Annotated in this window: 26 protein-coding genes and 1 pseudogene; 5 read left to right on the forward strand and 22 right to left on the reverse strand. The window is 40.0% G+C overall.

Translation table 11 applies throughout. The features are described from left to right. Position 1: 1 nt before the first annotated feature. The 5 genes from AC1DIV_RS21320 to AC1DIV_RS21340 all read right to left on the reverse strand — a co-directional run bounded on the left by AC1DIV_RS21320 (position 2) and on the right by AC1DIV_RS21340 (position 2990). Positions 2 to 508, reverse strand: a complete 507-nt coding sequence (locus AC1DIV_RS21320; protein ID WP_034310735.1) for an RrF2 family transcriptional regulator — start codon at positions 506 to 508, stop codon at positions 2 to 4. Between the two features lie 168 nt (positions 509 to 676). Next, the gene (locus AC1DIV_RS21325; RefSeq protein WP_371748549.1) at positions 677 to 1039 is read right to left on the reverse strand and encodes a thioredoxin family protein; all 363 of its coding nucleotides are present in this window, start codon (positions 1037 to 1039) and stop codon (positions 677 to 679) included. An 81-nt stretch (positions 1040 to 1120) separates the two neighbouring features. Beyond that, on the reverse strand, positions 1121 to 1489 hold the full coding sequence (locus tag AC1DIV_RS21330) for a VOC family protein (RefSeq protein ID WP_477577384.1): 369 nt from the start codon (positions 1487 to 1489) through the stop codon (positions 1121 to 1123). A 155-nt stretch (positions 1490 to 1644) separates the two neighbouring features. After that, positions 1645 to 2292 (reverse strand): pentapeptide repeat-containing protein, encoded by a 648-nt coding sequence (locus AC1DIV_RS21335; protein ID WP_053536578.1) that lies wholly within the window; start codon positions 2290 to 2292, stop codon positions 1645 to 1647. 215 nt (positions 2293 to 2507) lie between these two features. Continuing rightward, entirely contained in the window at positions 2508 to 2990 is a 483-nt protein-coding gene (locus AC1DIV_RS21340) for a DUF4306 domain-containing protein (protein ID WP_323598563.1), read from the reverse strand. Between the two features lie 135 nt (positions 2991 to 3125). Here AC1DIV_RS21340 and AC1DIV_RS21345 point away from each other — a divergent pair, with 135 nt between their 5' ends. After that, positions 3126 to 3770, forward strand: coding sequence for a DUF6944 family repetitive protein (locus tag AC1DIV_RS21345; protein WP_340877808.1), 645 nt, complete (start codon positions 3126 to 3128; stop codon positions 3768 to 3770). Here AC1DIV_RS21345 and AC1DIV_RS21350 read toward each other — a convergent pair. Both AC1DIV_RS21350 and AC1DIV_RS21355 read right to left on the reverse strand, forming a co-directional pair. Then, positions 3767 to 3910 (reverse strand): annotated as a pseudogene (locus AC1DIV_RS21350) (VOC family protein); the annotation flags it as partial. The gene AC1DIV_RS21345 and the pseudogene AC1DIV_RS21350 sit on opposite strands and share 4 nt — an antisense overlap. 82 nt (positions 3911 to 3992) lie before the next feature. Continuing rightward, positions 3993 to 4394, reverse strand: coding sequence for a hypothetical protein (locus AC1DIV_RS21355; RefSeq protein WP_477577385.1), 402 nt, complete (start codon positions 4392 to 4394; stop codon positions 3993 to 3995). A 165-nt stretch (positions 4395 to 4559) separates the two neighbouring features. Between AC1DIV_RS21355 and AC1DIV_RS21360 the strand changes: the two genes are divergently transcribed. Then, positions 4560 to 4979 carry a MarR family winged helix-turn-helix transcriptional regulator gene (locus AC1DIV_RS21360; protein WP_048686687.1) on the forward strand — a complete coding sequence of 140 codons (420 nt, stop codon included), beginning with the start codon at positions 4560 to 4562 and terminating at the stop codon, positions 4977 to 4979. A 12-nt stretch (positions 4980 to 4991) separates the two neighbouring features. After that, complete coding sequence (locus tag AC1DIV_RS21365) at positions 4992 to 6191, forward strand: MFS transporter (protein ID WP_477577387.1); 1200 nt, start codon at positions 4992 to 4994, stop codon at positions 6189 to 6191. Between the two features lie 67 nt (positions 6192 to 6258). On the opposite strand, the gene AC1DIV_RS21370 is transcribed toward AC1DIV_RS21365, so the two are convergent. The 7 genes from AC1DIV_RS21370 to AC1DIV_RS21400 all read right to left on the reverse strand — a co-directional run bounded on the left by AC1DIV_RS21370 (position 6259) and on the right by AC1DIV_RS21400 (position 11575). Beyond that, positions 6259 to 7467: a hypothetical protein gene (locus tag AC1DIV_RS21370; RefSeq protein ID WP_323598568.1), complete on the reverse strand. Its 1209-nt coding sequence runs from the start codon at positions 7465 to 7467 to the stop codon at positions 6259 to 6261. A 24-nt stretch (positions 7468 to 7491) separates the two neighbouring features. Continuing rightward, positions 7492 to 8322 carry a hypothetical protein gene (locus tag AC1DIV_RS21375; protein ID WP_477577389.1) on the reverse strand — a complete coding sequence of 277 codons (831 nt, stop codon included), beginning with the start codon at positions 8320 to 8322 and terminating at the stop codon, positions 7492 to 7494. Then, entirely contained in the window at positions 8319 to 9005 is a 687-nt protein-coding gene (locus AC1DIV_RS21380) for an ABC transporter ATP-binding protein (protein WP_034310708.1), read from the reverse strand. Before AC1DIV_RS21380 ends, AC1DIV_RS21375 begins: the two co-directional genes overlap by 4 nt. Continuing rightward, on the reverse strand, positions 9002 to 9382 hold the full coding sequence (locus AC1DIV_RS21385) for a GntR family transcriptional regulator (RefSeq protein WP_477577391.1): 381 nt from the start codon (positions 9380 to 9382) through the stop codon (positions 9002 to 9004). The genes AC1DIV_RS21380 and AC1DIV_RS21385 overlap by 4 nt, the downstream gene beginning before the upstream one ends. A gap of 192 nt (positions 9383 to 9574) precedes the next feature. Further along, on the reverse strand, positions 9575 to 10330 hold the full coding sequence (locus tag AC1DIV_RS21390) for an AAA family ATPase (protein ID WP_336865135.1): 756 nt from the start codon (positions 10328 to 10330) through the stop codon (positions 9575 to 9577). Positions 10331 to 10437: 107 nt separating this feature from the next. After that, the gene (locus AC1DIV_RS21395; RefSeq protein ID WP_477577393.1) at positions 10438 to 11049 is read right to left on the reverse strand and encodes a YdbC family protein; all 612 of its coding nucleotides are present in this window, start codon (positions 11047 to 11049) and stop codon (positions 10438 to 10440) included. Continuing rightward, on the reverse strand, positions 11036 to 11575 hold the full coding sequence (locus AC1DIV_RS21400; RefSeq protein WP_477577394.1) for a GrpB family protein: 540 nt from the start codon (positions 11573 to 11575) through the stop codon (positions 11036 to 11038). The genes AC1DIV_RS21395 and AC1DIV_RS21400 overlap by 14 nt, the downstream gene beginning before the upstream one ends. 327 nt (positions 11576 to 11902) lie before the next feature. Between AC1DIV_RS21400 and AC1DIV_RS21405 the strand changes: the two genes are divergently transcribed. Continuing rightward, complete coding sequence (locus AC1DIV_RS21405) at positions 11903 to 12910, forward strand: LacI family DNA-binding transcriptional regulator (protein WP_477577396.1); 1008 nt, start codon at positions 11903 to 11905, stop codon at positions 12908 to 12910. A gap of 74 nt (positions 12911 to 12984) precedes the next feature. On the opposite strand, the gene AC1DIV_RS21410 is transcribed toward AC1DIV_RS21405, so the two are convergent. From AC1DIV_RS21410 to AC1DIV_RS21420, 3 genes are read right to left on the reverse strand one after another with little or no spacing between them, the layout of a single operon-like run. Next, complete coding sequence (locus AC1DIV_RS21410) at positions 12985 to 13494, reverse strand: GrpB family protein (protein ID WP_340877820.1); 510 nt, start codon at positions 13492 to 13494, stop codon at positions 12985 to 12987. 39 nt (positions 13495 to 13533) lie between these two features. Continuing rightward, entirely contained in the window at positions 13534 to 14034 is a 501-nt protein-coding gene (locus tag AC1DIV_RS21415) for a hypothetical protein (RefSeq protein WP_340877821.1), read from the reverse strand. Further along, positions 14031 to 14402, reverse strand: coding sequence for a hypothetical protein (locus AC1DIV_RS21420; protein ID WP_477577398.1), 372 nt, complete (start codon positions 14400 to 14402; stop codon positions 14031 to 14033). Before AC1DIV_RS21420 ends, AC1DIV_RS21415 begins: the two co-directional genes overlap by 4 nt. Before the next feature lie 119 nt (positions 14403 to 14521). Between AC1DIV_RS21420 and AC1DIV_RS21425 the strand changes: the two genes are divergently transcribed. Next, positions 14522 to 15016 (forward strand): VanZ family protein, encoded by a 495-nt coding sequence (locus AC1DIV_RS21425; RefSeq protein ID WP_477577400.1) that lies wholly within the window; start codon positions 14522 to 14524, stop codon positions 15014 to 15016. Positions 15017 to 15499: 483 nt separating this feature from the next. On the opposite strand, the gene modA is transcribed toward AC1DIV_RS21425, so the two are convergent. From modA to AC1DIV_RS21450, 5 genes are all read right to left on the reverse strand, one after another. Continuing rightward, positions 15500 to 16291 carry a molybdate ABC transporter substrate-binding protein gene (gene modA / locus AC1DIV_RS21430; protein WP_477577402.1) on the reverse strand — a complete coding sequence of 264 codons (792 nt, stop codon included), beginning with the start codon at positions 16289 to 16291 and terminating at the stop codon, positions 15500 to 15502. Between the two features lie 102 nt (positions 16292 to 16393). Continuing rightward, positions 16394 to 17560: an MGDG synthase family glycosyltransferase gene (locus AC1DIV_RS21435; RefSeq protein WP_289351173.1), complete on the reverse strand. Its 1167-nt coding sequence runs from the start codon at positions 17558 to 17560 to the stop codon at positions 16394 to 16396. 132 nt (positions 17561 to 17692) lie between these two features. Beyond that, positions 17693 to 18292 (reverse strand): DedA family protein, encoded by a 600-nt coding sequence (locus AC1DIV_RS21440; protein WP_053536595.1) that lies wholly within the window; start codon positions 18290 to 18292, stop codon positions 17693 to 17695. Positions 18293 to 18309: 17 nt separating this feature from the next. After that, on the reverse strand, positions 18310 to 19008 hold the full coding sequence (locus tag AC1DIV_RS21445; RefSeq protein WP_477577407.1) for a polysaccharide deacetylase family protein: 699 nt from the start codon (positions 19006 to 19008) through the stop codon (positions 18310 to 18312). A 406-nt stretch (positions 19009 to 19414) separates the two neighbouring features. Next, a partial coding sequence (locus tag AC1DIV_RS21450; RefSeq protein WP_477577404.1) for a hypothetical protein occupies positions 19415 to 19669 on the reverse strand: 255 nt, incomplete at its 5' end.

Here is a 19669-nt window from a genome sequence, read left to right on the forward strand (position 1 = left end):
TTCACTTCTTTTCACCTTTCTTTTCACGCAGTACATCACTCAATGACGCGGTATTCCAATTAAGAGTCGGTATGTCCGTGGTGCCAAAGCTTTCTTTAAGCAAATCCGCCACTGTTTGGCTGGAAAAGAACTCTATTAAAAGTTGATCCGCCCGAGAAAACATCCGACGGAGGACGTCCATTCCCTTCTCTGCATACTCTCCATCTTTAAACGCTTTTTCTATAAGTCCTGTATCCGGAAACATCGAAATGGGACCTTCCATCGCCTCAATAATTTCCAGGTTTTTAATCTTATCTACACTTTTGGCAAGAGTAAGGCCGCCGTTATTACCAGGAACGGAAGTGATTATCTGCTTTACGACCAATTTCCTTATGATTTTTTTCAAATAAGAAGGAGACACCTCTAATCGCCTGCTAATCTCATTTGACGAAAGCGGGACATTTTTATCCTGGGTAGAGAGTATAACGATGATGCATATAGCTTGCTCGACCCCTTTTGTTAATTGCAAATCATTTCACCTCTTTTAGCATATATGTGGATATCATATATCCATAATGGATATTAGGTATCTATAATTAAAACCCGTTTCACCTTAGAAATCAAGTCATTTCTAGAAAAAATTTCTAAAAAAAAAGATGAACCCCTCATTACAGCACCAGGGGGTTCACCTTTTCTTTTATAGGTCTTTTAAAAATTCATTGACCGCTTCTGGAGTTTTAGCATTTGCACTGTGCAGGTGCGCAACCTTTTCCCCATTTTTAAATACTAAAAGTGATGGAATTCCCATTACCGTTTGCTCTTCGGAAATCTCAGGGAACTCGTCACGATCGATTGTAAACCACTGTTTGTCTTGATGTTCTTGAGTGATCTCATCGATGAACATGTCTAAACGTTTGCAGTCCGGGCACCATGTAGTCGTAAAAATCCCGACCGTCAGTCCCTCTTGATTGATTTGTTCACGATATTCTTGTTCTGTATTGATATTTTTCATGATTGTCTCCTCCGGGCTTTTCTTATCATCATACTTTAATCCATGAATTAATGTACTCAAGGATTAATATATAATTAATTCCTTCACAGTACAAACGGTTTATCCTAAAAGTATCTAACTCTTGCCCGGTTATGCTTTGCGCGATGCCGCCTTTTCTTTGTGTCCAAATCTCTCGTTTATGAAAGAAGAAATCCTCGAAATGAATTTAACTTCGTCATCATCCTCTTCTCTGGTCAATTCCACTTTTGATTTCGCCCATGCTTTTGCCGAAGTAAATAAATTGGCCGGAATGTTCATGGCAAAATGGTAAAAAGGCTTTTCTTTGTGATGATATTTTTTGATTTCAAGCATACTTTCCCCTGCCTTAATTTCAAAACCTTCATCCGTTTGCGATAGGAGCTCAAATCCTAACACATCAACGTAAAAATTCCGCATTTCATTCCAGGCATGACTATACAAAGTGACCTTTTGATAATCAACATCCCATCCCCCTTTCACTTAACAAATATTGTAAAGCAATACTGCGTTGGTGCAAAAGATTCCGTACTTTTCAAAATCTATATAATTCTATTCACTCTGCCTATTTTCACTACAAATAACTCAAAAAGGACCGCCAAATTCGGTGGTCCCTTGCTTCAGCCTTATTGAAAGGTTCACTCTTTAATTTTCAGTCCCAGCATGGCTGCAAAGACTATCGCTTGGTCCGGGGAAACTTCGCAGCCTTTTAAATCTTCCGGGGATACGGTAATCCTTTGAAATGTAGAACTGCTAATATCAATTCCCTTGAGCGGTGTCCGGGAAAAGTTCACTTCATTTAATCTGCATGTTTCGAACTTCACTTTAATGAATTTACACTCATAATAGTCAGCACTTTCCAATGAGCAATGATCGAACCTCACTTGCTTTAAACTGGAATAACCAAAGGCACTTAAATTCAGGTTGCAATTCTCAAAGAAGACATTCCCTAAGCTTGCGTCAGACAGGTTAATGCCTAAAAGTTTGGACTCTTTGAATTCCACACGATGAATCGAGCCGCCCATGAAATCGGCATTCGTTAAATCGCAATGATCAAAGATGACATCCGTCAGCTCGATATTCCTGAATGATACATCACTGAATGTCACATTTTTAAAAATAATCTGTGATAATACGATTTTGTCCATTTTTTCTCTATCGATCGTGCAGTTGGTTATGATACGGGACTCAAGATAAGGCTCATCTTGATAATATATTTCCTGAAAGTTCGCTTGTGTTAGGTCTTGGGGGATTTTTGGCTGTTCAATTTTGATTTTGCCTGACATATTATCACCTTTTCGCTTTATTCTTCAATCACTGGATTATCCAATCGATAGGGGTTCATCGCCGGTAATATAGCAACTGGTCTACTAAATTTCGACTTAACTATAAACTACATTACAGTGAAGTTCAATCTAAGAATTTCGCGAAAATGACTATTATTTTTCGTTATTTTGTGTCAACATTTTGCACAAAATAAGCTGCCTCATCGGCAGCTTGCTTACTTCAAGAACGTATTGAATCCTCTTGGAATCCGGTAATAGTATAGAGCTGCAGCCATTATCGCTATCATTCCGCCTATCAGAAAAAATGCTTGAAAGATATTTCCTCCAACAGTCGGGGAATGGGATACAAAACCACTTGAAAACAGAAAAAGGACACCAAATCCCAACAAGAATAGGGCCATTTTTTTAATCCTTCTTTTGAACAGGATATATCCCGAAAGTATGATGATGTACGATGCGGCTAGGACCATAAGAAGTGGAAATAACGGTTTGAATTTTGCGGCATACACGAAATGATCGAAATTCGATATATCAACTGCATCTATCGCCTGTTCATCATTTACGTGTGTGAAAAGCGTGGAATACTTCCATTCCCAAGGTTTATCCACAATTTCGCTTCCTTCATACCAGGTACAAAACGTAAAAACCATAAAGAAAAGTGCAGCGATAATCATTTGCAAAAAATGGTTAAAAGTCAATATCATCTCCTCCAGCTGTCATTATACCAATAAATGGGTGATTTTCAACAGGAGCCCTAAGTGATAAAGCAATATGTAAACAAACACTGTTTCCTGAATAATATAATCTAACCACTTTTAAGGAGCGTTTGAGATATGATCACTCATGGAGATGACCTCCTTATTTCAGGAGCATGGTTACTCGGCATCGGTACACTTGTAGGTGCAATCGGGCAAACCCGGCAAACTTTAACGAGCACTGACCTCGGAAAAGATCTCGTCCTCAAAGGGAATGGCATTGAAGCCGTTGGAAATTCGCTGCAAGCAATCGGCCGTTCGAAAATGCTGAATTCGGAAAATGAACGTACGGAAACCTATTTCATATTCGGTTCTTGGCTTGAGGCCATTGGCAATATCGCAGATGCAGTTGGAATAGGTATGCAGTTGAGTGGTTCAGTTGAGGAGGGCATTAGAGCCGATGCAATCGGCAGTGGAATCCAAGGCCTGGGCGCAGCTATTGAAGCATTCGGGGCATCGCTGACTGAGGAGACCATTTCACGCTCTTTTGAGATTAAGGGAAATGGCCTCATTTCAGCCGGTTCATTTTTGGAATCCGTGGGAAATATTTTCATTTTAAATGAAAAAGTACGGTTGGGAGAACATATTCTTTTACTAGGCAGCTGGACCCAAGTTTTCGGTGCATTTATATTGATCGAGGCCTTTTCACTTGACCCAGAACCCGAACCTGAGAAAGGGAAAGATGGACATAACCGCCATTATAGCTATGCCAACTATCGCTAAGGGGCCACGAGTTCGACCTTCATCCGATCGGAATCTTCGAAATATACCGCATAATGATCCTTCCCGCCGGCAAAAGGATGCTTGTCGGCATAAAGGATGGTACCCTTTAACTTTCTGGCGATCTCGCCAACCTGTTGCCGGACCGGCCACTCCCCCTACGAGAGGTAATGCAGCCATTTCCCCGCCCCCTTTATCAAAACCAACGTTTAAGCGCAGGTCCACTTATTTTATGATTCCGTCATAAATCTCTCCGCCGCCATTTATTTTGATAATTTTCAGGCGATTGGTATTTTTGACGAAAACGGTTTTATATTGTTTTTCACCGTTCAATTCAATAAGGAATACTCGCTTACCATCGTTATCCGTTTCCTTATTGAAAGTATAGTCTTCGTTGCCGATTTGCTCGATGATTTTGTCATATTCGGGCAAAGAAGACCACTTCTCATGTTTTGGACTTGTTTGAGTTTCTGTTTTCGAGGGTTGTTTTTGTTGTTCACTTTCAGTTTGGGTTTGATTTTCATCGGTTGTTTGGACAGATTTCCCCCCGTTTTCATCCGCTTTGTCATTATTGCAAGCAGTTAGCATTGTTGCTGCGGCAATTAACGCGATCATAGATTTATTCATGCTTCACATCATCTCCTATTCCTATATTCCCATTCATTTTAACTAAAAACCTGATTTAACTAAACAATACAAATCCGAGTGGACAGAATGGATTTATTTTGGTATTATAGTTACTCAGGGTAACGATTACTCATGATAACTATATATTGATAAGAGGTGTTTCTGATAAAGACTTTCCAAAAATTCTTTCAGCAATTATTGCTGCTGTACCGGCCGTTTGAAAATAATCTTAATATCCAGCTGAATAAGCATGATTTACACAGGGCGCAATGGTCCATTTTGTATTACTTGAACAATTATGGTTCGGCGACGCTTGTAGAGCTTGCCAATTACCAAAGCGTGGAGAAACCCACGATTACGAGGACCATTGCCCGCTTGGAAGAGCTGGGGTATGTCGAGCATGTGCCAAGCAAAGATAAACGCGAGAAAAGGATGCGGCTTACGGAGCTTGGCAAAAAGGTCTACAGCGAAGTCCGCGTGACAATCGATCAATATGAACAGGAAATCTTGAAAGGGATCACGGAAGAGGAACAACTCGCTGCCATACGCATCATGGGCGAAATTAGAAATAACATTATAAAGTAAGGAGATAATAACATGGATCAATCCAGAACCAGACTGTGGACGAAGGACTTTGTCATCGTTTCGTCCATCAATTTTTTCATAACATTAATCTTTTATTTACTGATGGTGACACTTGCCATCTATGCTGTTAATGAATTGGATGCTTCTACAAGCGAAGCCGGACTCATATCGGGAATTTTTATTATCGGGACGTTGATCGGACGTCTGTTCATCGGCCGTTTCATTGATTCAATCGGCCGCAAGAAAACATTATTCATAGGTTTGATCTTTTTCACTTTGACAACACTTCTTTATTTTGTGGACCTTGGAATCGGCTTCCTGCTTGTTAACCGCCTGATCCATGGGATGGCAATGGGGATGGCAAGTACTGCGACAGGTACTATCGTCGCGCAGATCATTCCACCGACACGAAAGGGTGAAGGCATCGGCTATTACAGCATGAGCGCAACACTTGCGACGGCTATCGGTCCTTTCATCGGTCTGTTCATGGCTCAAAATACAAGCTTCCAAGTCATTTTCAGTTTCTGCCTGGCTTTAGGTGTGATCTCCCTGATTACAGCATTCTTCCTGTATGTCCCGGCATTGAAAGTGACCGCAAAAGTTACGGAAAGCAAAGGATTCAAGCTTTCCAATTTTATTGAACCTAAGGCACTGCCCATTTCCATCATCACTCTGTTATTGGCTTTCTGTTATTCCAGTGTCCTTTCTTTCATCAGTTTCTATGCCATTGAAATCAATCTGGTCAATACGGCAAGCTTCTTCTTTGTAGTGTACGCAGTAGCCGTATTGTTATCACGTCCTTTCTCAGGACCATTGATGGACCGGAAAGGATCGAACTTCATTATGTATCCGGCTTTCATTATTTTTGGAGTAGGCTTGCTGCTTCTAAGTATGACAACCAATAGTTTCACTTTACTGGCAGCTGGTTTCCTCATTGGCCTCGGATTCGGTAATATGCAATCAAGCTCGCAGGCGATTGCCGTTAAACTGACACCGCCTCACCGAATGGGGATGGCAACATCCACCTTCTTTATCATGCTTGATGCAGGACTTGGCTTCGGCCCTTATATTCTGGGATTCATCATTCCGGTAACAGGTTACAGCACACTTTATGTCATCTTGGGCGTTGTGGTCATCTTAACCTCCGTCCTTTACTACTTCTTGCACGGCAAGAAGGAACGTACAGCCAGAACGAACTTGGCTTCCATTTAAATGAAAAAGGGATATCCCATTGGAGGATATCCCTTTTTATTTAACAGCTTCTAGCTATAGTTGGTCCTTATTTTATTTCCAGGTCATCGATATAAAGTTCAAAACTTTTGCTGTTCTTTTTATTTATGATTGTTTCACCTTTATATAAAGTCTTTCCAGTCTTTATATCTGCAATCAGAAGTTTGGCAGGCTTGTTTGTTTTCCCCACTTGATTCATTCCGTTCAATAGGAAGTACACACGCCCGTTCTTAAAGGCAGCGGTATATTGCTCTTCTTTATTAGCAGCTATATCCAGCTCGGTGTCATTCGTTAACGTTTGACTGCTGAGGTCAAACGTTTTAATGCGATATTTACCTGATTTCATTTCAACTGTATAAAGGTTTTTTCCGTCTGTATATCCTGATCTAGCCATGTCCAGGCTAAGTGATCCTTTTTTAACCGTTTCTACTTTTTCCGTTTCATAATTATAAGATAAAAGCTTGCTTTCCTTTAGTTTTTCCTCAAAGCCATCCTCATGATTTACCCCTTTAATTAACGAAATGAATACCATGTTGTTTGGCTGTGAGGGAGCAAGATCGATTGGCATCTGAAAATCAACTTGTTCTGGGTCAGTAAAGGTTTCAGATACAAGGGTTTTATCGCTCAAGACTTTTTTATTGGCTACATCGATCGTATACAGATGAACTTCTTTCGTTTGCTTCTCATTGTTGGAATTCACATCATTCATCGTTAAAACCTGTAGTTTTGAATGGACCAACTGCACATCCCTGACATCAGCATTCATGATTCTCCCTTGATTCGGAAGCTCAATTTGGAATGAAGTTTCCTCTTCGTCCTTCTTCTCCAGTAAACCGATATCAAACTTTGCCTCCATATTCCCGCTCTTTGTATATTCGCTATTCACCCTAGCGTAAGCAAGAAAATCATCGTCTTCATATAAAGAACTAATGGAATCCTTACCACGCATAAATGAACGATGTTCTTTTACCAATCTTTCAATTAGATGATCTTGTCTTCCAGTTAAGTTCTCCAAGTAAGACCTTTCGCTGGCATATTTCGTTGTATTGGATTCAATTGTTAATGGTTCATAAAAATTACTGCCATTTTGAAGCGAAGCATTTATGATCACCGGATCAAGCTCTTTATCGCTGCCTTCCAGTGTCTTGAACGTATACTTTGGAAGGCTGGAAGCGGAGGAAGCTACTTTGACATAATAGGTCCCGATGCTTAAGATGACAACCATTCCAATAATGATGCTGCATAAATAACGTTTCACCTTGTTCACTCTCCTTTAAAGTTGTTATACGGTAACGCGATTTTTCAATAACCAAGCACCAAGCCAAACTGATAATCCTGTCAAAATGATTCCTAATGCGAGCAGCAGGCCAAATAATTCATTAGGATAGAAATAGAAATTCCCAAACTCCATTACGAAAAGTGGAGCTAAAAACAACACCGCAGCGATTCCGCAATATAACAAGCCCATTATGATTCCTTTTATGCGGAAACTTCTTTCAAACATGATCGCCGTGAATAATATCGACATGATCATAAGACCGATGCCATAGGAAATCAGGAATTGCGTGAATGTGCTTGGGATGATCAATGACAAAATCGGATTGGCTATCGTGATAGTAGAAATTGACATTTCATTCAAGAGCGCTTCCGGCACATTCGAATTAAATAGTGCATTTTCCATAGGTAATATGATGATTTGGAAAGCAATCAACCCTAATACCATCAGGAAGATGGACGTAGCTTTTGAAAGGTAGATCGATAATCTGGATGTCGGTAACATCAATAGACGATAAATAAACGTATTCTTTCCAAACCAATCACGATACCAAATAAGGAAAATGTAAAAAATAAGGGCTACCGCACTCAGCGCTATCGGTCCTACAAACAAGAGGCTATTGGCGATATGGTTAAAATCAATGCCTCCATAATTGGTAATATAAGCGGCTTCAGATAGTCTTTCTTCTTTCATGATATCCCTGGCATCATTAAGAAGGCTCTTCGTTACGATGATCACGCCGGCAAATTGCGAAACCAAGGTGATCAACAATAAGCTAAGATAGATTTTACTGAAACGGTTGATTTCAAAGTTCATTAGTTTTATATATCGCATCATGATTGATACACCTCTCTCATTACATCGACTACCGATTTCCCTTCCTCTTCCCGCATTTCTTCTGTATTGAACTCTTTAAGCACTGTACCGTTATCCAATAAAATGACCTTATCGATCAAATGTTCAATATCACCGATTTCATGGGTCGTGATGATGACTCCTCTATCTTCAATCAGGTGGCTCGCAAAGACATCGGCAATTTGCTCGCGGCTAAACATATCGATTCCCGAAAATGGTTCGTCCATCAGTACATAATCGACGTCAAGGGACAAACCAAGCATCAGGTTGAGCTTAGCTGTATTCCCTTTTGACAATTCCGAAATGCGATTCTCCTCTTTAAGCTTGAAAAAACCCATTAATTGGTTAGCTCTTTCCGGATTCCAGGACGTATAGAAATCCGACATGAAAACCATGGCCTGTTTAATGGTCATTTGCGGAAGCATGGTTGGTGCGTCCGGAATGAAGGTGATTTTTTCATAACTGTCCTTTGTCATCTTTTGATCATCGATCAGGATTTCACCTTTATATGGCGTCAAGCCCATGATCGCTTTGAGTGTAGTCGTTTTACCGACACCATTTATCCCGATCAGACAAGTGACTTCCCCTTTATTGGCTGTAAATGAAACATCATCCAAGATCTTTTTCCGTCCATAATTCTTGGAGATCTTTTTTACTTCTATCATTGTTCTTCCTCCTCCCTTATATCTTCCGAGTATTTTTCTTTAACCACACGAAGCAGTTCATCAACCGGTACATTAATCGGACGAATCGCATCGACAAACGTATCGACGGCTGCCAAAATCAATTCCTGCCTTACAGCCTGTAGAATCGTTTCATTCGTCGTGATTTGACTGGGGAAATTTCGTTCTGTATGAATCAAGCCCTGTTCCTCCATTTCTTTATACGCTTTTTGAGCGGTATTGGGATTTATATTGAGTGAAGCCGCCAGTTCTCTTCGGGAGGGAATTTCCTGCCCCGCCACGAAATTACCAATGGCTATTTGTTCTTTAAAATGCCTAACGACTTGCAGATATACCGGTTCCCGTGTATTTACGTTCATTAAAACCACCCCCTATTTATAAAAAAAAGCCTGATATGTGTGTATGTACTAAGTGGTTCATACACCCTATAGATGTACTATACCCGTAATACACCTAAGCTGTCAACAAGGAATTCCAAAAAAATGAAAACCCCGTATGCGCAGTGCAGACGGGGTTTTTCCTTAGTTGCCTTTCATGGAGATGCTAAAATCTCATTGAAATAGATGATGCAGCAGCCGATCTTTATCTTCAAAAAACTGTTTCATTAACAAATAGTGATTGGACTCCTCTAACGTTACCTCACTCATTCCCTCATCAGAAATTTGGAGGATTTTAGCATCCGGGTAGGCCATGATGATCGGGGAATGGGTGGAAATGATGAATTGGGAACCTTGTTGAACAAGCTCATTTATCCTGGCCAGCATCGAAATTTGTCTCAATGGGGACAAAGCAGCTTCAGGCTCATCGAGGATATACAATCCATCGCCTTGAAATCGTTCTACAAAAGCAGAAAAAAACGATTCCCCATGAGATTGCTGGTGCAGCGATTTTCCACCGAAGGAGTCGATGATTTTCGACCCAAACGATGACTCCCTGTCCAATTCCTCTATATTCGTAGCTAAATTATAAAAGGTTTCCGCCCTAAAGAAGAAATGATCCTTCGGTTTGTATACGCCTTTTTTCAAACGGAGGTATTCGTCCAAATTGGAATGTGAATCATAATTGGAAAAATTGAAATTCAACGTTCCTCCTTCTGGATTGAAGCCATACGCAATCGCAATACCTTCAAGCAAGGTGGACTTCCCCATTCCATTTTCCCCGATGACATAGGTAACACTGGGATGAAAAGCAACTTCCTGAAGGTGCCTGATAACCGGAAGATCAAGAGGAAAATGGTCATACGAAGATATTCGGTCTCTATTGAGGTAGATGCCCCTGATATACTGTGAATCATAATCTAGTTTCATTTGTTATCACCCTTCTGCAGAATATGTTCTTAGAGCCATTCCATTAAGACTGCAACAATCCAATACTCCATTGATTGTTCAAATTGATAGATTGATAATGTTTAATACTAAATGACCGCCCACTTTGGATGCAATTCAATTAAACTTACTGAAATGCGCTGGGTTGAATCTTTCACTCCCGGTTCGTTTATCAGTGCAGGCAATTCCTTATCCGCATACCGTTGATGTGAATCTTCATTGTCCCATAATGATGCGGCCAGATATCTGCCGTTTTGCCTTTTACCGAATGCGCCTGACAGCATTCCCGGTATCATCCCCCTGTTCCCTGCCTCTTTTAGCACCTGCTCAAAACGGGCTCGTTTAACATTTTCAACAGAACATTCAGCCACTCGAAGTAATTTTCCCTTATCAACAAAACCCGTAATGTCCGTTGTTCCTATATTGGATATGCTCTCGAATATATCGACGGAAATATTTGTATACGTACTTCCCTGGTCACTCTTGGCGAAAATTTCATCATGCTGATGCTGCATGAAATGTTGATAACAATGGAGATCTTTCCAAACGGAGAGAATGCCTGCTTCACAGGGTTCATTTCTATTCCACCCTCCGATTTGACCGATGAAGCCAGCACAATGGCGCAACTGTCCCCATCCCTCTTGCGCTTTTGAAAATGAACGCTTGTTTTCCTCATTCACTTGGCATTTAATCCACTTCATTAGCATGATGATCACCACGCTTCGCCCAATGTTTCGCTTTTTCATCGACCTTTTTGATAAAATCATTTTTCCCGTTTACATATCCTTTAATATTATCTGGGAATTCCGCTGCCAAGCACTGCTTCAGCCTACTATACTCTTGTGCTTCATCAGGGTGTGCCCGTAAATAATCTCGAAAAGCGAGGTGTCGCGCAATTTCTTCATGTCCTTTTTGGAACATGTGAATATGGTGCGTCCTCTCATCCCCGCCTTTACGAAAAAACCGTCGTCCAGCGATTCCGTTCTCCCCCCTGGCATCATACCCCATCTCTTCCATCTCTTTATTAAAGTCAGCCACACATTCCACATCTTTCACCACTGCCAAAATATCTATTACAGGCTTGGCATGGATGGCCGGAATGGCCGTACTGCCAATATGGTATACATTCATCATTTCAGGCCCGAAAATATCCTCTAATTTTTGGCATTCATCATGAAATAGCTTGGACCATTCTTTCTTATATGGTACGACCTCGACCTTTCTCATGAAAGCCTCCTTGATAGGAATTCGCATTTACATTCCGTTTTATTATTTCCTTATTTTAACACCAATGTGCATGCATCACAAAAAAGCAGCCGGGATAATAACCCCAGTTGCTTTTTGGATAACGCTTACATTTCATTTGTTTTACTTCGCTTTTTGTATGGAAGTCAAATTTTGATCTTTCAAAATAGTTGGTTTCATGCCCCTTCGCTTCGGAATGCCTCTTTCCTCCTGCTTCTTTGCTAACTGCCGTTGGAATCGTCATGCTCCTTTGTTATGATGAAGGTAACCCTTTCTAGTTCAAGAAATAATATCCTTTAGGAGAACATCATGAAAAAAAAGAAAACTACCATATCAGATGTTGCTGAGAAGGCCGGTGTTTCCAAAAGTACGGTTTCTCAATATATTAACCAGCGTTTTCGTTATATGAGTGCTGAAACAAAGGACAGAATCGAGCAAGTCATCCAAGAACTTGACTTTCGTCCCAATGATAATGCCCGGAATTTAAAAGTAAAAAAAACAAAGGTCATTGGCATACTCGTAGCTAATATTTTACATACTTTATCCACTGAAATCATTCGTACCGTAGAAGAACAGCTTCAGCATCACGGCATGAAAGTATTCATATGTGACTCTGCCGATGATCCAGAGAAAGAAAAAGAATACCTTGATTTGCTCGTTTCTACGCAAGTGGATGGAATCATCATCTTTCCGGTAGGAAATGATTTTAAAGTCTATAATTACTTGATCGATCATTCCATTCCAATGGTATTCGTCGATCGATTAGTTGATGGCGTAACTTCCGACTCCGTTCTTTTAGATAATTATGCTGCAATCTTTTTAGCCGTTTCCATGCTGGCTGAAAAAGGACACGAAAACATTGCATTTTTAACCTTACCGATTGATATCCCGATCACACCAAGGTTGGAGAGGATCGAAGGATTTAAAAAAGCGATGGCATCTCATAATTTGGAAGTAAGGGAGGATGATATTCATTCTTTACCCAGAAACCAAATTCAAGAAAAACTGGCCCGGATATTCGATGCAGAAAAACCACCGACAGCCATTGTGGCAGGAAATGATTTAGTATTACGTGAAATCCTTAGCTATTTGAAAAAGCAAAAAATCTCGATTCCCGGGGAAGTGGCGATTGTCAGCATTGATGATGTCGCTTATACGGAGTTTTATGAACCATCCATCACGACAATTGGACAGCCCATACAGCAAATGGGAATTAAAACAGCTGAGTTACTATTGAATCGGATAACCAATTCGGATCAGGCCCCGTACATTACTTATCGGTTTGCCCCAGAACTCATTGTTCGAAGTTCATGCTAATTGTCATACAAAAACGGCAGTTTAAACCACTGCCGTTACCATTTTTCAAGTAATTCAAAACTTCACCTTGGAAGTCAACCGCCTTTTGCTGATTCCATGGCATTTAAGATAAATGGCGCTTTGGCTTTTGTGTACCCCACTATATCTGCAGGATGCTTTTCTGCTAAGGATATTTTTAATTGCTGGTATTGTTTCCGTACGTCAGGATGGCTTCTTAAATAGTCCCTGAATGAAAGTTGATTCTTCCACTGTTCACTTCCGAATCTATAGATATGCAAATGGTGTGTCCCCGCTCTCCATTGGCCTTTTCTAAAGAAACGCCTTTCGGGAAACTCCTTATGCGGGACAAATTCATACCCAATCGATTTCAACGGTTCAATGAACATGTCAACTTCAGCTAAATGTTGGACGCCAGCCATGATGTCCAAAATCGGTTTTGCCCCCAACCCCATGACGGATGTACTTCCAATATGCTCGACACAAAGGGAATCGTTCTTTAAAACCTCCATTATCCTCGCTTTTTCCTGTTGATATTCACCGACCCAATCAGGGTTATATTCCTCGATCTTCACTGTTTTTTCCATATAATCACTCAACTTTACATGAAATCGTATAGTCAGCCATCATTTTTCATCACGTGACCATTTTACGAAAGGATCTTGGCTGCTCGGCTCATAGTAAGTTCCGGCATACACCTTTTCTTTTCCCGTTATTTTATTCGTTCGGATGACTGTATATCTTCCTTTATCATAATTTTTGGTAAGATGATATGTCCGGTATGAAAACCCTTTTTCGGGCCCGGTTAACTTTTCCTTAGTTGTATACACTTGAGGTTTATTCAAGTGCTCTTTCACTACACTTTTAATATTCAGCGGCGTGCCTTCAAGCTTAACATCACTTCGGAAATCGGCAACCCTGGTCTCTGTTTTCCCTGAAGGAACGGTTGCCATTTTGATCGTATCACGGGTTTGATCCGAGAATGTTTTTGTGACACTGTATGAATAAAGGATATTCATGGAACTTATATTATGTTTCATTTTGCCAGCAAATTCAGGCATGGCAACATTCAATAGAAAGGTGATCGAAATACATGCGATTAATATGATAAGCGAAATTTTCTTCATATTTCCTCTTTCTCAACTATGTATTCTTGTAATCCAACTTGTTCATTTTCCTTAGGAATAATCCCAAATTTGGCGATTAATAGAATGGCAAGAAAACTGAAACTGCAAAAACTAGTATGATCACTTGTAATAAATGAAGCCTGTATAATACGGGATGCCAATAATGAATTCAAAATATAAGAAAATAGAAACCCTGAATAGGATAGGCAAACCAGATAGTTTCCAATCAATTCCCTCTTGTAATGTACATACTCCGTCTTATTTCCCTTCCTGATACTGACACAATGTCTAAATTGCCTAATGAGACCGTATGCGAAACCAATAATTAATATGACCGCAATGACAAAATCAATTATTGCTTCCTCCACTGTTTTACCCCTCCTTGGTAATTCGAACAAAAAATATAGTAAATTATTACATTAAACTCATCATATACCATTTATGATAAAATGATAAATATTTCCCACTTTAATATTGGAGTTGTATCATGAAAATTTTTGTAAAAATAGTATTATCGTTATTTATGGTTCTATATCTATTAATCCTTACAAAGCTCATTTTATTTAAAACCTTCTCATTTACCGAAATGAATGGTCATATTAGTTTTTCCCATGGCCGCTATTGGGGGTCCCATAACTTCATCCCTTTTAAAACCATTGCCCATTACCTGTTCTTAGCGGATGTTAACCCATCGATCCGGATTGAAAATATAGCGGGGAATATCATCGGCTTTGTACCTTTCGGCTTGATGCTTCCCTTACTGTCAAAAAGGTTTTCCCAACTCAAATCGATCTTGATTGCAACATTCTGTCTTAGTTTCACCTATGAGATTCTTCAGCTTTTATTTGAATTAGGAAGTTTTGATACCGATGATTTGATCCTGAATACTCTCGGCGGGGTTATAGGATACCTGCCTATTAAATTGTTTTACATCGTGTTCCAAAAGAATGGTACCATTCGCAGTCAAACCAAAGGACAGTAATTTGCTGTCCTTCTTTTGTCACAAAAACCTCTTTACGCAGCGATTGAAAGACGAATACATGCATGTCCTTATTCTTACGTGTAAAGCGAGAAGAGGTTTCAATATAAAGGAAAATATACCTAATATTACTGCGGATGAATAAAAAAAAGACCACCAGATTGGTGGCTGGAGACTGTAGATAAATTCGAACAAATCGAGTTTGCCTACATTTTTTTATGGCTTGTACAATGAACGTCGATTTCCGCTACAGGCACTCGCTTTCCGCGGGCGGTCAGGGAGCCTCCTCGGCTTGCGCCTGCGGGGTCTCCTAGACACGCTTTTCCCGCAGGAGTCTCGCACCTTTCTCTCCAATCAACTTTGTTATAACATTTAGTTAGAAACCATACCTGATGAGTTGAGGGTGTTAGCTTGGGAACTTCATTTGATGAAAGATATATTTTCCGAACCCCTTTTGTGTACAAACTGAGGCCACCGGATTGGCGGTTATTTCAAATTCTTAAATCCGTATTTTTCAAAGATTTTCATGGAGGCTTCCGTTTGGAGATAGTCATAGAATAGCTTGGCTTCCTTGGCATGATCCAGGTTATGGATCATTCCCACGGGATATATGATCGGATCATGTAAATCTCCCTGGGCTGCTGCCATGATTTCAACTTTTGATGAGTTGAGCGCATCCGTTTTATAAACGAGGCCTGCGTCCACATTTCCCGTTTCCACATATGTAAGCACTTGCCGCACATCCTTGGCATATACCAATCGATCTTCAATCTCTTTGAAAAGGTTCATGTTTTCCAAAGTTTGTTTCGCATATTGCCCTGCCGGTACAGACTCTGGAGTGCCAATCGAAATTTTATCGGCCTTTGTGAGGTCTTCCAGTGATCCGATTTCCTTTTTGGAATCCTTTGGCACCACCAGCACCAGGTCATTGCCGACTAAATCGATTCCATTCTTCTCTTCAATAAGATCTTCCTCTATTAATTTATCAAATTTATCTTCTGCTGCTGAGAAAAACAGGTCAACAGGTGCACCTTGGGATATCTGTTGCTGAAGAGCTCCAGAGGCTCCAAAGTTATAATGAACTTCCACATTTGCATTCTCTTTTTCAAAAGACTTCTTTATATCATTCAAGGCATCTTGCAAACTTACAGCTGCGGAAACCGTCAATTCCACTTTTTCTCCGGATTGCGCCTTCATTTCCGTTTCACCACTTGAACACCCTGCCCCCGCCATCACAAGCAGCATCATCAAAAAAATCATAAGATATGTTTTTTTCAAAGTCACTCTTCCTTCCGACCTTTCATTATAGGATGGCTGCTAATTCAGCAGCCTTCCGTATTCATTCTTCCTTTTAGGTTCACCAGCGGGAAAACCATGCATTTAGCTATAAAGAAGTTTGGGCTGTCGGGCTAGATAGGAAGGCGTACCATTTTGATTAAGATTAAGGATCAATTTCATGACCTCCACTATTCCCTCAGGTTTCTCCAACTCTATTTCCTTATGATAGGACTCTATGGATGTGTTCCATTTTTTCATTTTTTTCTGATCCTTCAATATACTCAGCAATTGTTTTTCAAAAGGCGTTTTCTGATTAAGTTTAAATACAAGGCCTTGCTGTTTTAGATACTGCAGATTGATTTCCTCCTGCCCCGGAAGTCTGGAATGAACAAAAATCGGAAGCTTTTTTCGCAATGATTCACTGATCGTGACACCGCCCGGTTTCGTAACGATTGCGTCCACTTCTTCATATAGCTTATTCATTTCAGACCTTGATGAGATATAGGGCAATGGTTTGATATGAGGTAAGTTCCATGTATTGATTTCTTCATAAAGCTTGTTGTTATTTCCGCAAAGAACTAAATAATCAAAGTCGGTTGAATTCTTTAACTCATCACCTAAGTTCAAAATCCCTCCCAGACCGCTATTTCCTCCGGATATCAAAATTTTTGGCCGTTCTGTGTTTCTTTGGACACGGGCATTTTTTGTGATTTCCTCGTGCACGGGAATGCCAGTGACCATCATCGTTTGTTTTGGTATTTGACGCTTACTCATCAGCTTTTCTTTCACTTCTTGACTAGGAAGAAAATGGGCATCTATCCCTTCGCTTCCCCACACATTATTAATAAAAAAGTCCGTGTACACGTTTATTACCGGTGTGCTGCACTTCCCTTTCATCTTTAACTGACTCAAAAGATATGAAGGGAAACCGTGTGTACACACAATTAAATCAGGCTTTTCTTCCTCTATCAATCGTTCCATCTTATTCATGAATAATTGCTGATACCATTTACATACACTTTCCTTTGGCGAGTGAACATAAAACAGGTTCTTATAGGCAAGATTATAGGTTTCCGGAGCATAACGGATCCATGTCAGATAACTATTTGCAATGAATTTTTCTAGAGAGGTATTGGTATAACTGATTAGATCGATTTTTTTATAAGTAATCCCATTTGAATGCTTTTTTAACATATCCATCAATGCCTCTGCAACTTGATGATGTCCCGACTGCATTCGAAAGAGAGGTAAAAACAAAATCTTCTTCATATGTGTCATCTCCTAAGAAATCATTCTGAAAATACAAAATATATAGTTCATGATATCTTCCTCTTACAATATCGTTGAACACATTCCTTAAATCGATTTTTCATTTCCGACGTTTTATAATAAGGAGCCGACTCAACTTTTGGATCTTTGTTTTCTCTTTTTAATGTATTTGATAGTAACATATAGAACAAAAATAACTAAAAATACAACACCTAAATATGGAACATATTTGGGATTAACATTAAAAGCATCCCCCACATAATAACCGGCCACTATAAAAGGGACGGTCCATAATATAGTGCCTAATAGGGAAAATAGGAAGTATTTCCGAAAGGGTATAGAAGAGATTCCTGCAAAATATGGACTTATTTGCCTCATCCCCGGAATATAAAATCCCAATACTAACGTTTTTCGTGCATTATCCGTATAGTTTCTCTTTGCTTTCTCCCAGCGTTCAGCCGTAATCCCAATGAATCTTCCATATTTATTTATAAATGGATACCCCACATATTTTCCGCATGCATAAGCTGCAAGCATTCCGATAAAGGCGCCGAGAATTGCACACAGCATAGCTAAACCCATAGAGAGCTTACCTTGGACAACCAGCACCCCAATTAGAAATAGAAGTGATTCTTCTGGAGCAGGCACGCCCACAATGCCGAAGAATAAAAAAAGAAAAATGATCAGGTATCCATATGAATCAATAAAATGTAAAAGCGTATCTATATCCATAATACCCCCGGAATTAGTTATAAGTCTTTTAAAGAAATAAAGTGTGTTCCTTTTTCCTTACTCTCCTGCAGGTAAATTTTTAACATTTCAATCATATAGCCTGGCGCCTCTTTATCCGCACCCACGGTTTCGCCACAGTCATGAAGCAACAGGATGGAACCTTCTGTCGAAGTGCTTCGAAGCTGATCAAGCAGAGTGCTTTTGCAATTTTCGACTTTCCAATCCCCGAAGATGCCGGACCACATAATCACTTTATATTTCTTACTGAAAAGTGGGGTGAAGATATTGAAATGGCCCCATGGCGGTCTATAAAAAACCACCTTTTCATTCGTGCATTCCGTTATCGCCCTTCCAGTCATTTCCAACTGTTTTCGCAGATGAATTGGTGATAGGACCCAACTTGAAACATGATGATAATGATGGATTCCTATCGTATGTCCCTCTTCATGCATTCTTTTAATAATCCCAGGATTACTTTTCACCTTACTGCCCACAACAAAAAATGTGGCCTTTATCTCATATTCTTTTAAAAGATCCAGTAATTTTATCGTATATTCAGGGTTTGGGCCATCATCGAAGGTTAGCGCAATCCCATTATTCGAATTGATTTTTTTGGTTATTCCCAGGCTGCATACACGAATTAGCACTGTAGGGATAATAGTATAAAATATTAATAGCAATAATAAAATAATAAAACTAATCAGCCATATATGCATCACACAAAACTATCCTCTCATTATTGATATTACCAATACTGATCCTTTCCCTATATCATAATCATTTACTACAATGCAGCAAATGTTATAGTATTCAGGTAATTCATTATAAAACCTTACTAACAATTTAGCATTTTTTTTTCATTATTTTCACTTATCATTATTTTTTTATTTTTGTAAAGGGTGAAGGACATTAGTTCTATTACAGCAATGTCTGCAGTTTTTTTCTTTGAAAACCGTTCCAGTTGATTCCAGAAATCCGCTCCCTTTCCGCCGACTGCCTGCCGAGCCTCCTCGCCGATAAACGGCTGTGGGGTCTCGGCTAGCCAGTTATTCGGCAGGAGTCTCGCAAATTTCTTCCATCCTTTAAGGGGTACTGTAAAAAAACATGAAGGATAAACTAGTCTTATTTAAGATTATGGTTCGGGGCGAGAGCAATTCGAAACTCCTTTTGCCGGAAAATTGATGGAACCGCCAGACTGTATACGAATTGGAGAAGAAGAGCCAGTTTCCCTACAATATCTCTAAAAAAAGAAGTTCCAGCTGATTGGAACGTAAGGTACGAGACTCCTGCGGGAAAAGCGTGGCCAAGGGAGACCCCGCAGGCGAACGCCGAGGAGGCTCCCTGGACCGCCCGCGGAAAGCGAGTGCCTGGAGTGGA

The sequence above is a fragment of the Peribacillus sp. 05N428 genome, assembly GCF_056397085.1.